Genomic DNA, 14,846 nt, shown 5'->3' on the forward strand with positions numbered 1-14,846 from the left:
TGGACTGTTCACCGTCAAAGATAATTACGTGTAAATTGTGATCACAATTCCATTTGCTTTAACTTTCTCCCGGGATTGATCTATCCTGCATTTTTGCGGCAGGGCCTGCGAATCTGGGCGCCGCACGTTATGTCGTTGCTCAACAATTGGCGCTGATGGATCGTTTTCAGGAAATGCAGGTTTTTGTCCGGATCGCCGATCGGCGCAGCTTTTCGCTGGCGGCGGAGGATCTCCAGATTCCACGCGCGACGGTGACCAATCTCATCAAGCGGCTGGAGCAGCGCCTCGGCGTCAGGCTGCTGGAGCGCACCACCCGTCAGGTGCGAATGACGCACGACGGCGAGGCTTACTACCATCGCTGTTTGCGCCTTCTGACCGACCTGGAAGAGGCGGAGAATTCGTTTCGCGACGCGCCGCCCAAGGGCTTGCTGCGGGTGAACCTGCAGGGGACACTTGCCAGGCATTTCGTCATGCCGGCCTTGGGTGAGTTCCTGGCACAGTATCCGGACATCACCTTGCATGTCGGCGAGGACGACCGGCTGGTGGACCTGGTTCGGGAAGGCGTGGACTGCGTACTGCGTGCCGGCGTGTTGCAGGACTCGTCCCTGATCGGGCGGCAGATCGCGTTGTTGGAACAGGTCACCGTGGCAAGCCCGGCATACCTTGAGCGGCATGGCGTGCCGAACACGCTGGATGATCTCAAGCACCACTACGCCGTGAACTACGTTTCCAGCGCGACAGGGCAGCCGAGCGCCCTGGATTTCCACGTTGGCGAGGAAACCGTCGATTTGCAGCTCACGTCGAAGATCTCGGTGACCGGGGCGGATCTCTATACGGGCGCCGCAATCTCCGGACTTGGGCTCGTACAAGTGCCGCGGTACCGGATCGAGAAAGAACTGGCCGATGGCCGGCTACGCATCGTCTTGCCTGACAGCCCGCCGCCACGGATGCCTGTCTCCGTGCTGTATCCGCAGAACCGGCAGCTATCGGCGCGCGTGCGAGTGTTCTCTCAATGGCTGGCGGCTCGTTTTGAGGGTCCGGTATCCCGGCCGAAGGAAAGCCACTGACGCGCGCCAGCGTCAGCGCTGAAGCCTGCCGCTGGCTTCCACCAGAGCCATCAGCGCAGCCATGCATGGGCTGGCCGCCGCCAGCATGCGCTGTTCGTCAAGGATGTCCTGCAGGATGGCATGCGTTGTATCCGGATTGGCCAGCACCACGCGGAAAACCGCAATCGGGCGCCCTGCAAACTGTGTTGACGTCAACTGCGTGCGCGACACGAACGAGCGTCCGGCATCGCGCTGCATTTCCTGGATGCTGACGGTCAACGCATCGAGCGCATCCAGGATCTTCTCGCGCTTGTCCTCCGAAGCCGTTGCCAGTGCTGCGCGCACGGTCTCAGGCAAGTAACGATAGGTCAGGAGGCAAAGCTGCGGATGGCTGACGAGCTCGAAATCCGGCTGCTGCGCAATCAGCGAAGCAAAGTAGTGGGCGTTGTCGATGCTGCGGTCGATCAACTGCGCCAAACCCTTGCGACCGAGCAGATGCAGGTTCGCGTAAAGCATGACAGCCGCCGCGCCACGCGAGCCTTCGAGCGTATGACGGCCCAGGTCCACCGAGCCCTTGCGCACGATGTAGTTCGCATGCTGGATGATTTCCTGCGTCCACGCGGGGCTGCGGAACAGCACCATGCCGGCGCCCATCGGCACGTAGAACTGCTTGTGCGCATCGATGACGACGGAATCGGCACGCTCGATGCCCGCGAAGCGCCAGCGCTCGCGCTCCGACAGCAGCGTTGCGCCGCCCCATGCTGCATCCACGTGGAAATGGCAGCCGGCCTCCTGCGCAATATCCGCAATCGCATCCAGCGGATCGACCGAGCCTGTCTCGGTGGTCCCCGCTATGCCGACGATCGCCATCGGCCGGATGTTGCGCTGCTGCAGGTCACGCATGGTGTCGCGCAGCAAGTCGATGCGCATGCGGCCTTCCGCATCGACCTCGACAGGCACGAGATTGTCGCGCCCGATGCCAAGCACATCGGCTGCCTTGCCCAACGAGTAGTGGCCGCGCTCCGAGACGACGATCGCGAGGCCGTCATAGCCATAATGGCGCAGCGCTGCCACCATGCCGGCACGATGGATGCCGGCGAAGCCATCACGCGCGCCCAGCAGCTTGTTGCGGCTCGCCCATAAGGCGGTGAGGTTGGCGACCGTGCCACCAGAACAGATGGCGCCAAGCGCGTGATCTGCATCGTGCAGCCATCTGCCATAGAACGCACTGTCCTGGCTAAACACCAGCTTGTGCAGCATGCCGACGACCTGGCGCTCGAGCCCGGTCAGCGCACCCGACGTCTCCAGCTTCACGACGTTCTGATTCAGCGCAGCGACCACCTTGGCCAGAGAAGGCATGAACGATGGCAGCGACGACGTCATGTGTCCGACGAAGGTCGGCGATGCCACGGGCATCACGTGCCGAAACACGTCATGGAGCAGATGATCGGCATGCGCTTGCGGCGATGTCGGCGTCTCTGGCAGTTCTACCGACGCGAACACTGCCTCGCGTGTGTGGCAAGCGCCTACCGGTTCAAAGCTCTTGCCGGCGAAAAAATCCGCCGGATGCTCGGCGATCAGCCGCTCGAGCGATTCGAACGCACCGAGATCCGCATCGAACCAGCGCAAGGGGCAGTCGTCGCCCCCGTCCATGCTTTGGGAGGTCTTTTCGAGAGAGGTGTCCGGCGTCATTGCATTAGCGTGTGAAACGCAGCGAGGTCTCTAGTGAAGCTTGGGCCGGTGCGCCACACCCCTTGGTGTCATCAACGCGGATGGCAGCAGCGAGACTTGCAAGGCGCGCCTGCGTGGCAGACTGCAGCCGCCCGCCGGTGCCGCTGCGTTCAGATTTCAGGGGATTTTGCATTAAATGTTGCATCGTCACAAGGCGCGCAAGGCAGCGCCGAAGCGTCCAGGTAGGGGCGGACACTGCTCATGCCTTGCTGGTCCAGCCAATCCGATGCCGCTCCTGCGTCGCCTCATGCCGCGCATCGTCTTCGGTATGCAGGTAGATGCTGGTGGTGGAGATCGACGCGTGGCCAAAGTTGTCGCGGACATGGCGCAGGTCCACCTGCCGGTCGCTCATGTGCGAGCCCGCCGTATGCCGCAGCCAGTGTGCCGACGCGCTGGCCAGCACATCGGCCTGCGCCGCCCATTGCGGCCCGCGCGCGCGCAAGCGCTCTGCCGCCATGCTGAACACTTCCTTGAGGACCAGATGCAGGGCGCCGCGCGACATCGCCTTATCGGGGTTCGCGCGGCCGATCACCGGCAACACCAGCGGCCGATCTTCCCCGGGCTGCGGCATGGGCGGCAAGCCATTCGCGCGCCGGTAGCGGGCGAGTTCGGCAACGAGTTCGTCGGTCGCCGGGACCAGCCGCGGCTTGCTGCCCTTGCCGACGACCTCCAGCCACCAGCGCTCAATCCCCTGGGCGTCGCGCCGGCAGAAGAAGGCCCCCATGGTGGTGCCGGCGACTTCCGAGGCGCGCAGACCCGCCAGGTACAGCACCGTGCAAAGCCAGCGGCAGCGCGCCGCGTGCAGGCACTCGCGCTCGGTACCGGTCGGCATCGCTTCGATGGCTTCCTTGACCGCATCCCACAACGCGTGGCTCAGGTAGCGCGTAATCCTGGCCTGCGTCGGCCCGCGCCGGCGCCGCGCCAGCGAAAGCGGATTGCCTGACAGGTAGCCGGCTTCCGTAAGCCACGCAAAACAGGCATTGAGGATGACCATGGCCTGGCGCGTGCTCGCCGGCGACAGCGGGCCGGCAAACGGGCGCCAGCCGGGGTGGCTGCGCGCGAGCTTCTTGCCGGCGCCGAGCACCCACCGCGCGGCGGGTTGGGGGTCGCCGAGGAAGTGCTCGTAGGCCAGCAAATCTTCATGCGTCAGTGACGACAGAGGCTTCCCGCGTTGCAGCGTGGCCCACAACACGAGCCGCTCGACTTCGCGCCGATAGGCCTGAAACGTGGCCGGACTGTTGGCATAGCGCGCGAGCCAGGCGGCAACAGCGGCCAAATCATCCGACGCTGCAATCTGCGACCCGCGCGCCGGCGCCCGATTCGTGCCCTGAGCACCAGAAAGCTCGATGGGCAGGTGCAAGCGCTCGATCGGTACAGGCACGATGGCGGCGAGGGCGCGGGCGACCGGGGAGTGGACATCCAAGGCGGGTTGCATAGCGAGGGCAAGGGGAGAAATGTGATCTCGACGTTATTATAGACATAAGAACACTTATGTCTAAGAAAATGCACATCAATCAAAATAAATAACGTATTACGTAGTAATATATACACATCGAGCCGATTTGACCTTCCAATGCCCGTTGCCGACCTGGATTTAACCGATTCCGCCCTGCAAGCCGACCTCGCCGAACTGCGCGGCCGCTTCCCCGAAACCCGGGCGCTGTACCGGGAAGTCTGCGGCCTGCTGTTCTTTCGCTATGGCGTGACGCCCACCGCCAACAAGCTCTACAGCCTGGTGCGCAAGGGCAGCATGGGCACGCCCGCCGAGGTGCTGCAGCAGTTCTGGCAGGAGTTGCGCGGGCGCACCCGTGTCACGATTGACCACCCGGATCTGCCCGATGCGTTGAAAGAAGTCGCCGCCGACGCCATCAAGACGATTTGGCAGGCCGCCAACGAAGCCGCCAGCAGCGAGCTGGCGGCGCTCCGGGCGGAAGCCCGCGACGCGGCGAATGCGGCCGAGGCCGGGCGCGATGCCGCGCGCGCCGAGACAGCAGCGGCGCGCGAGGACGCACTGGCGATCTCGGCGCAGTTGGGCGAGGCCCGGCAGGCGCATGAAGCGGTCCAGGTCGAACTGGCGGCCGAGCGCCAGGCGCACGCCGCGACGCGGGCGCGATGGGAAGCGGGACGGAGCGAGCTGGAGGCGGCGGGCCGTCAGCTGGCGGATCTGCGCACCCAGTTCTCGACCGAGCTCGAGCGTGCGCGCGAGCAGGTGGTCATTGCCCAGGAACGGGCCGAGGCGAGCGAGCGGCGCGCGCTGCGTGAGCTCGACCAGGAACGCACGGCTCGCCAGAAGAGCGACCGCACCGCCGAAGAGTTGCGCGGCGAACTGGCGGCGGCGCGCAGCGAAGCCCGCGACGCCGCGGTGTCGCAGGCCGAGGTCCGCGCCCGGCTCGAAGCCCAGGTCGTAGCGCTCACGGACCGGCTTTCGGCCGCCGAACAGGCGCAGGGCCGGCAGGCGCTCGAGCAGGAGCGGATGGGCACCGAGCTGGCGGCGGCACAGCGACGCGCCGAGCGCGCCGAAGCCGAGGCGGCGCTCGTGCCTCAGCTGTTGGCGGAGTTGCGCGGGGCGCTGCACGAGCGGGACAGCAGTCGGCGACGGGGGAAGGGTCGCGGGCAAGCGCCGGCAGGGAACCAGGCCCAGCACCCACAGCAGCCGGATCCGGGCGTACAGGCACCGTCCGCCGACGGCGGCGACAGTATCGATAGCAGCAGCGATGACCACGAACACTAAGCGGACGGCGAAGATTCGCTGGATCCAGTATCAGGTGGCCAGCTACGGGCTGACCCGGGACGGGCAGGGGAGATGGCTTTCGTGGCTCAAGCTGGCGGTCAATGCGGGCAGAGCGAGGAGTTATGCCGGGCTGGACAGGCCCGCAGATGCATTCGGCCTTTGCCCCCCCGCCCGCCGATGTGACGAGGCTAACTGACACAACCAACCACGATCCGTTTATGAAAGTACGCGTTCTCACCCTGTTGTGGCTCGCCGCTATGGCTGGCGGCGGCCTCCTGCCAACCGCGCCGGCGCATGCCGGAGCGTTCGACGATGACCAGGCACGCAGGACGGTCATCAACCTGCGTGACCAGTTCAACAGTTTCCAGGCGACTGCGACCCAGCGCATCGAGCAGAACAGCCGCACCACGCTCGACCTCCAGAACCAGCTCGAAGGCCTGCGCCAGGAAGTGGCGCGGCTACGCGGCCAGAACGAAGTGCTGCAAAACACGGTGACGACCCTGCAGAAGCAGCAGAAGGACTACTACGCCGACCTTGATGGGCGCCTGAAGACGCGCGAGCCGCAGCAGGCTTCGGCCGAAGACCGCCAAGGGACATCGGCGCCGGGGGAGAAGCCCGAATACGACGCCGCGCTCAGGCATTTCCAGGCGGGCGACTTCAAGAGCGCGGGGAACTCGTTCTCGTCGTTTATCAAGAAGTATCCGCAGAGCCCGTACGTGCCGCTGGCGCAGTACTGGCTCGGCAACTCGCTATACGCGCAGCGCGACTATAAGGGGTCCACCTGGGTGCTACAGCAAATGATCCATGCGAACCCGACGCATCCGAAGGTGCCGGACGCCATGATCGCGGTGGCCAATAACCAGCTCGAATCCGGTCAGAAGCCGGCCGCGCGCAAAACGCTGGAACAGGTGGTGGCCAAATATCCCGGTACGGAAGGCGCGCGTACGGCAAACAACCGGTTGAAGACATTGCACTAAGTGCGGAGGTCTCCAGCGGGCCGCCTCTTAGGCTTTCGGCGTACGTTGTGCTGTAGGGAGCATGTATAAGTGAAAAAGCAATGCTATTGCATTGTTTTGGTAAAGGAGGTATTCGATAGTATTTTCCGGCTCAGTCACTTCGCAAGGGCTAGTTTGCGCTTTGTCCACCACCTATTGCATGGATTTTGGCGTACATGCATTCGATAGCGTGTATCTCTCTTGTCCGGCGGCGATTGAAGCCACATACTATGGAAGAGTTTCCAGCGCAAAAAGTATGCTATGTCATTACTCTCGCAGACGCAGACCCTGCGCAATCGCCGCGGCATCACCATCGCCGATCTGAGCCGGATGATCGGTATGGCAGCGCAAAACCTCTCGACTATCCTGCGGGGGAAAAAGGATAGCCGGGCCTCGACTTTCGAATCGCTGGCCGCTGCCATGGATGCCGAGTGGGTACTGGTGCCCAAGGAGAAGCTGGCTGAGGTACGCCAGGTTCTCGACGGCAAAGGTAGCGGTCCGGATCGCACTGCTCGGTCCACACTGGATTACCTGGTGAGCAAATAATGAGCTTTGAACTGCACCCCCGGTACCTGGAGGTTCACCTTCATGGGCGGCTCTGCGGCTTCCTTTGTGAAGCGGGTGGGAATACCCGCTTCGTTCCCACGGACGAATACCGTGGCGACAACGAGCGTTACACGCTCAGCTTGTCCATTACTCTGCCAACAGAGATTGGCCGGGAAGCCACGTCGGCAGTGTTCGACAACGCGTTCCACCCCGCGATCTACAACACGGGCGGCGAGCTTCCCCCGTACTTTGCCGGGTTGCTGCCGGAGGGCGAACTGCGCAAGCGCCTTGAGTCCACCCGAACGAATCCTGAGGACAAGGACGATTTTGGCGTTCTGGCCTCCGCTGGCAACGATTTGCCGGGCGCCATCGTTGTGAAGCCGGCCGATGTCCGCGCACTGCCGGGATACGTGCGCACCTACGGCGTGACGGGCGGCGCTGACAACCTCGAGATCGCGGTAGTCGAAGGCGCGACGGAAGGCGCGGCGTCGGTTTCGGGTGTCCAGAACAAGCTGGCGCTTTCGACGATGCGCAAGGGCGAGCGGTACACCCTCCCGACTAAGGGGAAGGTATCCGACATCATCGCCAAGCTGCCGGCGAAGAATGACGATTCCCAGGTGTTCAACGAATACGTGTCGATGCATCTTGCAGCGGCGGCCGGAGTGAACATCGCCCCGATCCAGGTTCTTCCCATGTCGAGTATCGACGTGCCGGACCTGGCAGATTTGATGGGAAAGGGCTTGCATTACCTGGCGGTGGAGCGCTTTGATCGCGCCGCCGACGGTGGCCTTCTCCATGCGGAGGACGGCTGTCAAATGCTCGGCCGGATGCCCAACAGGAAGTACGCAAAGCGTGAAGAGTACATTCGGCTACTGGCGGCACTGTACCGGCTCAGCCCGAAGGGATTTGAGAACGTACGACAGTTCTTCTTGCGCCAGGCAGTCAATACGCTGATCGGCAATAGCGACGCGCATCTGAAGAACTTCTCGGTGATCTACCGCGACCGGAAGCTGCCGGAGCTCTCGCCGGCGTACGACATCGTGTGCGTCGCTGCCTTGCCCAACTTCACGTCCTATGGTCAGAACGTTGCGATTGACGAGATCCAGCGCAAGGAGACCATGGATCTTTATGAAGATATCGCGGACAAGGCCGGCATCCCCAGGCGGATCGCTACAGCCGCGGTCAAGGAGGCCGTGTCCATGGCCCACGCGCATTGGCCAGGCCTTCTGGAGAAGATGGGCGCATCGCAAGCGTTGCGCGACGTCATCGCCGAGCGACTGGAGAATCTACCGTTGGCTAAGGTGGGAAGGCCAACTAGGAAGGGGGCTTGACCGGGCATGCCATGATTTCGACCAGGTGATTGTTGCGTAACGGGAAACCGTCTGTTGCTGAGTTCCCTCTTTGTCGCTTTCGGGAAAACCCTTATCTTTCAATCCATGCGATACCGCAACGCAGCAACTCCATCACTGGCGGGTCGCTCGGAAAAAAAGAGAAAAGAGAGAGGGAAATCATGAACGCCACCCGCTACACCTTGATCGTCATCACCGCCATCGCCGCCGCCTTGTCGGCTGCCCCGGTTCTGGCTGACAGCACAAAGTTCGATCCCTACACTGCCGGTGCTCGGGCTGCGAAGTACGACATCTACGCCGATGGCGCAAAGGCAGGCAAATTCGATGTCAACTCCGACGGCGCCCGCTACGAGTTCTCGACCGACCACATGCCGCTCTGAGGCAGCGAGCCCCGAATTCGGGCGCATCTAGCGGTGCGGCTCGAGGGGACGCATCTTCAACCCAGACTCATGATCTCGCGCGCCTGGGCCGCGGTTGCGACAGGGCGACCATACTCCTTGCAAAGCTCGGCAACCTGGCGCACAAGCGCGGCATTAGATGGGGCGAGCGTATTCTTGTCCAGTCGCACATTGTCCTCGAGCCCGGTGCGGCAGTGTCCCCCGAGTTCCAGTGACCAGCGGGCCATTGTCAGTTGATGGCGACCGATGCCGGCGCCAGTCCATGTCGCATCGGGCGAAAGGCGCTTCAGGGTCTGAACGTAGAATTCAAGCACTTCGCGATCGACGGGCATTGCATTCTTGATGCCCATGACAAACTGGATGTGTAGCGGACCGACGATCGCGCCGGCCGCCTGCATGGCAGCGGCCTGGAAGATCATCGACAGGTCAAAGGCCTCGACTTCGGGCTTGATGCCGTAGGTTTTCATCTCGGCGGCGAGCCAGTCGACCAGCTCCGGCGGATTGTCATAGACGCGGGCTGGGAAATTGACCGACCCGGTTGCCAGGGACGCCATATCAGGCCGCAGGGAAAGCATTGCGCCTCTCTCATTGCCGGCGCCGGAGCGACCACCGGTGGACACCTGAGTGATCATGCCCGGCGCGTGCTTGCGAATGCCCTCCAGCACCAGTGCGAAACGATCCGGATTTGACGTGGGCGTTTCGTCATCGTTGCGCACGTGGAGATGAACCAGGGTCGCCCCGGCTTCGAATGCCGCCTGGGTAGATTCCACTTGCTCGCTCACTGTGATTGGCACAGCCGGATTGTCTTTCTTGCGCGGCAGTGATCCCGTGATCGCAACAGAAATAATGCAGGGCTTGTTCATGCTTGATGTCGGTAGATTAGGCGGGCGGGCGAGGGCATTGCTGGTGCCTCCAGGGGCGCTGACATGGCGACCTCTGCGCTGGGGCGCGCCCTCGTTCGTGTGGGTCGACACTTCGCATGCATCGTATTGGCGGCGGCGGGGCTCAGTCCAATACTGATTGGGTCTGCAACCATACGGATGGAGTATCGATTGCCGTAGCGGACCGGTCGCCTTGTGTTGTCACATTGTTCACAGTGAGGGGGTCTGCGGTCTACCACCGAGATGCGCCAGCAGACTTTGCATCGGCTTAGACAGACTGTGCCATTGCTGAAAGCACAGGCAGAGCTGTCTGCGCGCCCAATCCTCTCTGATCATGAGGGTTTTGAACGGATATCTGCGTCGATAGCGTTTTGCGGCCGCCAACGGAATGATCGCGACTCCCACTCCCTGCGACACCATCTGGCACGATCCCTCGAAGGTCTTCATGCGAATACGGAGTGACAACGTCTTACGCAGACCTGCGGCGTGTTCTTCGATGTGGTCTTGAAGCGCGCTCCCCGCCTCCAGGCCAACGAACTGCTCGCCCGTAATTTCGGCAAAGCAAACTTCCTTCGATGCTGCGAGTCTGTGTGCCACAGGAACAATCAGGACGAGATGGTCGCTGCCGACGGGCTGGATTGTGAGACCCGTGGGATTGACGGCATCGGATACCACGCCCGCTTCGGCCAGTCCCGCGCTGATCATCTTCACGATCTCGGCACTTGTACGTTCTCTGAGATCCATGTGCAGACGCGGACGCTGTGCAAGCCACGGGGCAAGCTTCTCCGGCAACAGGCCAGTCAGCGCCGCCGTATTTGCGTACAGCTGCAACGTACCGCGTGCACCAGCACCAAAGTCCCGTAGCTCCCCTTGCAACAGGCTGTGCTGTCGGAGGATCAGACGGGCATGGTGCGCCAGCGCCTCGCCTGCCTCGGTGGTTACTACCCCTTTGCGGCTTCTCTCAAGCAGGACGACACCGGCATCCGCCTCGATATTGCTGAGACGCTCGCTTGCCGACGCCAACGCAAGGTTTGCTTGTCTGGCCCCGGCTGTGATGCTGCCGGCATCGACCACGCAAACGAACAAGCGCAGATCCGCGAGATCGAATCTCATACGGCCTCCAAGACGGCTTTCCTTCGGCAAATCCGAAGGGGGTGTCGGAAAAACCGCATTGTGCCAGCCCAGGACCCGATATGTAATGGCCGCTATGACTGCGCGGACCATCGTATGAATACTCTGACCATTGAATCGATTTGCCTGCTCTCCGCCACGTTCGTCGGGGCCGGTATGGTCAAAGGCGTGACGGGAATGGGGTTGCCAACGGTTGCCATGGGCGTGCTTGGCGCGATCATGTCACCGCTCACAGCGGCGGCGATCCTGATCATTCCGTCGTTCGTGACCAACGTGTGGCAAATGCTGGCTGGGCGCGGCACGCTCCGTCTCATGCGACGGCTCTGGGCAATGATGCTCTGCATCGTGATCGGTACCCTGATGGGGACGCGACTGCTGGTAATCGTTGACCCGGTCTGGGCGGGACGTGCGTTGGGCCTGGCCTTGATCGCCTATGCTGCCTACGCTCTGTTCTTGCCGACGCTCTCGGTCCCGGAACGGCTCGAGTCCTGGCTTTCGCCCGTCATCGGCATTGTTACCGGGGTATTGACTGGCGTCACCGGTATCTTCACGATTCCTGCCGTGCCCTATGTGCAGTCGTTGGGTCTTCAGAAGGACGAACTCGTGCAGGCCCTTGGCCTTTCGTTCACCGTCTCCACAGTCGCACTCGCAGGAGGGCTCCTGGCCCAAGACGCGTTTCGACTCGATCAGCTCGGCTTGTCCCTTCTGGCTGTCATTCCCGCGCTCGCAGGAATGTGGTTGGGCGCGATCGTGCGGCAGAAGATCAGTCCCCAAGCCTTCCGTCGTGGCTTTCTCATGTTCCTGATCATCCTGGGTCTCGAACTGGCGCTTCGTCCTTTTTCCTGAGGCCTGCAGAGCCTTAGACACAACGGGCGGCGGTATCGTAGAAGCCGCGCCAGCGCGTAATCTTGCCGTCGCGCACAGTGAACACATGCGCCCAGTCGGATTCGAACGGCTTGCCTTCCGGCACCGTAGTCCCCTTTACAAAGCCGAGCACCACCAAATCGTCTCCGGCTTCGATAAATTCGCGAGCTTCGAAGACCTCGATGACATCGTCCTGCATCATCTGCTCGAAGACTTCGCGAATCTCCGCCAGGGTTCCGCGCGGGCCTGCGTACCGCATGGCCGGCGGCCCGACGAACTTCCAGTCAACCTGTGGGGCCATGAGGCTCATGACGGTATCGATTTGCCTCCTGCGATACGCCTCGTATGACGCTTGAACGACTTCCTTAGGACTTGGCATTTCTGGCTCCCGTTTCACTCAAGCCGGCTTGTCGCACCGACGCATCCAAACTAGGGCGCATCAGAATCACTTTCAAGCTGCAGCAGGGACTTTGATAAATCGCCCAGCCTTGACGGAAGCAAGGATCAAGGCAACCGCCCAATCAGTAGTTTCTGGTGGAGGGAGTGCGACCTGGCCGAGGCAAACTTTGCGATTGGCTTTCGCTATTGCGCTGATTATTAAATTTCAACATCTTTGCCTTGATTTTGTGCCGGCAAGTACTACTCCAACGGAATGCCACCTCAAATATGGTACCCCCCGTCCTGGAGGATGATATGACTGACAAGCAACATACCAGAAGTGTTAGCGAGAGCGAGAACCCTGCCATCCCTTCACCGACTCCAAAGGTCAGCCGCCCCAGGCGGAACAAGGACTGGTGGCCGAATCAACTGGATCTTTCGGTGCTTCACACGCACTCGCACCTGTCCTGCCCGCTGGAAGAAGAATTCGACTATGCGGACCAGTTCAGGGGTCTTGACGTTGACGCGCTGAAGCAAGACCTCATCCAGCTGATGACGACATCGCAGGATTGGTGGCCGGCCGACTACGGCCACTATGGGCCGTTGTTCATTCGCATGTCCTGGCATGCCGCCGGCACGTACCGCATCGCCGATGGCCGCGGTGGCGGCGGCGAGGGCCAGCAGCGGTTCGCGCCGCTCAATAGTTGGCCGGACAACGCCAATCTCGACAAGGCGCGCCGACTGCTCTGGCCCCTGAAGAAAAAGTATGGCCAGAAGGTTTCGTGGGCCGATCTGCTGATCTTTGCGGGCAATGTGGCTTATGAATCAATGGGGTTCAAGACTTTTGGCTTCGGCTTTGGCCGGCCTGATGTCTGGGAGCCAGAAGACATATTCTGGGGTCCGGAGGACACCTGGCTCGGGGACGAGCGCTACAGCGGCGACCGCGAACTCGCCAAGCCACTCGCCAACGTACAGATGGGCCTGATCTACGTGAATCCAGAGGGGCCAGGGGGCAACCCCGATCCGCTCGCTGCGGCGAGGGATATCCGAGAGACTTTTGCCCGCATGGCCATGAACGATGAAGAAACCGTTGCGCTCATCGTGGGCGGCCACACCGTCGGCAAAACACATGGTGCTGCGCCGGCGGCAGGGAATGTCGGTTTGGAACCGGAGGGCGCCCCGATCGAGGAGCAAGGCCTGGGCTGGAAGAACAAGTTCGGCAGCGGCAAGGGTTCCGACGCGATTACCAGCGGACTTGAAGGCGCATGGACCAACAATCCGACCAAATGGGACAACGGCTTTCTGGAGAACCTGTTCAAATACGAGTGGGAACTGACGACAAGCCCGGCGGGCGCGAAGCAGTGGAAGCCGAAGAATCCGGAAGCGAATGACACGGTGCCCGATGCACATGGAGCGTCCAGGCGACATTCGCCGACGATGCTGACCACAGACCTGTCACTGCGCATGGATCCGATCTACGGACCGATTGCCAAACGCTTTCACGACAATCCGGACCAGCTCGAGGATGCATTTGCCAAAGCCTGGTTCAAATTGCTTCACCGTGACATGGGTCCTCGCTCGCGCTATCTGGGCCCATGGATCCCCGAGGCGCAGCTTTGGCAGGACCCGATCCCACCCGTCGACCATGAACTGGTCAGCGAACAGGATATCGACGCCCTCAAGCGAACGATCCTCGGTTCTGGTCTGTCCGTCCCTGAGTTGATATCGACAGCGTGGGGCGCTGCCGCCAGCTTCCGTGGCACCGATAAACGTGGTGGTGCGAATGGCGCGCGGATTCGCCTGGCGCCGCAAAAGGACTGGGAGTCCAACGAGCCTTCGCGGCTGGCAAAGGTCCTGACAGCCCTAGAGCGCATCCAGAACGACTTCAACGGCTCGCAGTCCGGCGGCAAGAAAGTCTCGCTTGCCGATCTGATTGTTCTTGGCGGTTGCGCCGCTGTTGAGGAAGCGGCCAGAAAAGCGGGATTCAACATTAGCGTCCCGTTCGCGCCGGGCCGCACCGATGCATCGCAGGAACAGACGGATGAGAGCATCTTTGACGTGCTCGAACCTATCGGTGACGCGTTCCGGAACTATTTCCGGGCAGAAGACCCTCTGTCGCCGGAAACCCGTCTGCTGGACCGGGCCAATCTCCTGAAGCTGACCGCGCCGCAGATGACGGTACTCGTCGGCGGCATGCGAATGCTCGATGCAAACCACGGCCAATCCAGGCACGGCGTGTTCACCGACAAGCCGGGCACGTTGAGCAACGAATTCTTCGTGAACTTGCTCGACATCGGCACAGCGTGGAGACCTTCCGTTGCGGACAAGAGCGTGTACGAGGGCATTGAACGCACTTCGGGCAAGACCCGGTGGACCGCGACGGCCGCCGACCTCGTCTTCGGAGCGCATTCCCAATTGCGCGCGCTGGCCGAGGTCTACGCGTGCGACGACGGCAAGGAAAGATTCGTGCGCGACTTCGTGGCGGCGTGGAACAAGGTCATGAATCTCGATCGCTACGATCTGCTCGGCACACGAAACGGACGACGGGCGGTTACCTCCAAACCAGTCTGACAACCCGGCAGCAAGCAGGTGCAGGCGCTCCCGCAAGGGGCGCCTGCACCGCGTTGCGAAAAGGCATCATTAGCTACGCCGCTGGCGGAGTTCGATTTCAGAATAAAGGGGCGAAATACCCGACACTGGAGATATAGTCACGAATGCCGCTCGCGCGGGCGTGGTTGTGGGACAGACAGCACCCGCGCGAGCGCTTCCGCAGTGCGCATCGCACGCTGCCGAACA

General features: G+C 62.0%; 13 protein-coding genes. 8 read left to right on the forward strand and 5 right to left on the reverse strand.

The genetic code is table 11. The features are described from left to right. Positions 1–155: 155 nt before the first annotated feature. Positions 156–1,067: a LysR family transcriptional regulator gene (locus ACIGJG_RS08365; protein ID WP_483673017.1), complete on the forward strand. Its 912-nt coding sequence runs from the start codon at positions 156–158 to the stop codon at positions 1,065–1,067. Positions 1,068–1,079: 12 nt separating this feature from the next. Here the strand turns inward: ACIGJG_RS08365 and panP are convergent, their stop codons facing one another. Together panP and ACIGJG_RS08375 are read right to left on the reverse strand one after the other, a co-directional pair. Continuing rightward, a complete protein-coding gene (gene panP, locus ACIGJG_RS08370) occupies positions 1,080–2,738 on the reverse strand; it encodes a pyridoxal-dependent aspartate 1-decarboxylase PanP (protein WP_220631599.1) in 1,659 nt (552 codons plus the stop codon). Positions 2,739–2,976: 238 nt separating this feature from the next. Beyond that, complete coding sequence (locus ACIGJG_RS08375) at positions 2,977–4,212, reverse strand: tyrosine-type recombinase/integrase (protein ID WP_140950084.1); 1,236 nt, start codon at positions 4,210–4,212, stop codon at positions 2,977–2,979. 138 nt (positions 4,213–4,350) lie between these two features. On the opposite strand from ACIGJG_RS08375, the gene ACIGJG_RS08380 reads away from it, so the two are divergent. From ACIGJG_RS08380 to ACIGJG_RS08400, 5 genes are all read left to right on the forward strand, one after another. Next, complete coding sequence (locus ACIGJG_RS08380) at positions 4,351–5,508, forward strand: DNA-binding protein (protein ID WP_011297790.1); 1,158 nt, start codon at positions 4,351–4,353, stop codon at positions 5,506–5,508. 218 nt (positions 5,509–5,726) lie between these two features. Continuing rightward, the gene (ybgF, locus tag ACIGJG_RS08385) at positions 5,727–6,485 is read left to right on the forward strand and encodes a tol-pal system protein YbgF (protein ID WP_220631600.1); all 759 of its coding nucleotides are present in this window, start codon (positions 5,727–5,729) and stop codon (positions 6,483–6,485) included. Between the two features lie 279 nt (positions 6,486–6,764). Beyond that, complete coding sequence (locus tag ACIGJG_RS08390) at positions 6,765–7,049, forward strand: helix-turn-helix domain-containing protein (protein ID WP_011297792.1); 285 nt, start codon at positions 6,765–6,767, stop codon at positions 7,047–7,049. Then, positions 7,049–8,380, forward strand: coding sequence for a type II toxin-antitoxin system HipA family toxin (locus ACIGJG_RS08395; RefSeq protein WP_011297793.1), 1,332 nt, complete (start codon positions 7,049–7,051; stop codon positions 8,378–8,380). The genes ACIGJG_RS08390 and ACIGJG_RS08395 overlap by 1 nt, the downstream gene beginning before the upstream one ends. Before the next feature lie 179 nt (positions 8,381–8,559). Beyond that, a complete protein-coding gene (locus ACIGJG_RS08400) occupies positions 8,560–8,778 on the forward strand; it encodes a hypothetical protein (RefSeq protein WP_041679592.1) in 219 nt (72 codons plus the stop codon). A gap of 56 nt (positions 8,779–8,834) precedes the next feature. Here the strand turns inward: ACIGJG_RS08400 and ACIGJG_RS08405 are convergent, their stop codons facing one another. Both ACIGJG_RS08405 and ACIGJG_RS08410 read right to left on the reverse strand, forming a co-directional pair. Beyond that, entirely contained in the window at positions 8,835–9,659 is an 825-nt protein-coding gene (locus tag ACIGJG_RS08405; RefSeq protein WP_483673018.1) for a 3-oxoadipate:acetyl-CoA acetyltransferase, read from the reverse strand. A 228-nt stretch (positions 9,660–9,887) separates the two neighbouring features. Continuing rightward, positions 9,888–10,790 (reverse strand): LysR family transcriptional regulator, encoded by a 903-nt coding sequence (locus tag ACIGJG_RS08410; RefSeq protein ID WP_011297796.1) that lies wholly within the window; start codon positions 10,788–10,790, stop codon positions 9,888–9,890. Between the two features lie 114 nt (positions 10,791–10,904). Here ACIGJG_RS08410 and ACIGJG_RS08415 point away from each other — a divergent pair, with 114 nt between their 5' ends. Further along, entirely contained in the window at positions 10,905–11,654 is a 750-nt protein-coding gene (locus ACIGJG_RS08415; protein ID WP_140950513.1) for a sulfite exporter TauE/SafE family protein, read from the forward strand. Positions 11,655–11,667: 13 nt separating this feature from the next. Here ACIGJG_RS08415 and ACIGJG_RS08420 read toward each other — a convergent pair whose 3' ends face one another. Further along, positions 11,668–11,982, reverse strand: a complete 315-nt coding sequence (locus ACIGJG_RS08420) for a nuclear transport factor 2 family protein (RefSeq protein ID WP_235679869.1) — start codon at positions 11,980–11,982, stop codon at positions 11,668–11,670. Positions 11,983–12,365: 383 nt separating this feature from the next. Here ACIGJG_RS08420 and katG point away from each other — a divergent pair, with 383 nt between their 5' ends. Beyond that, positions 12,366–14,621, forward strand: coding sequence for a catalase/peroxidase HPI (katG, locus tag ACIGJG_RS08425; RefSeq protein WP_483673019.1), 2,256 nt, complete (start codon positions 12,366–12,368; stop codon positions 14,619–14,621). Positions 14,622–14,846 lie beyond the last annotated feature (225 nt).

The organism is Cupriavidus sp. C1SS-2L (assembly GCF_057073735.1).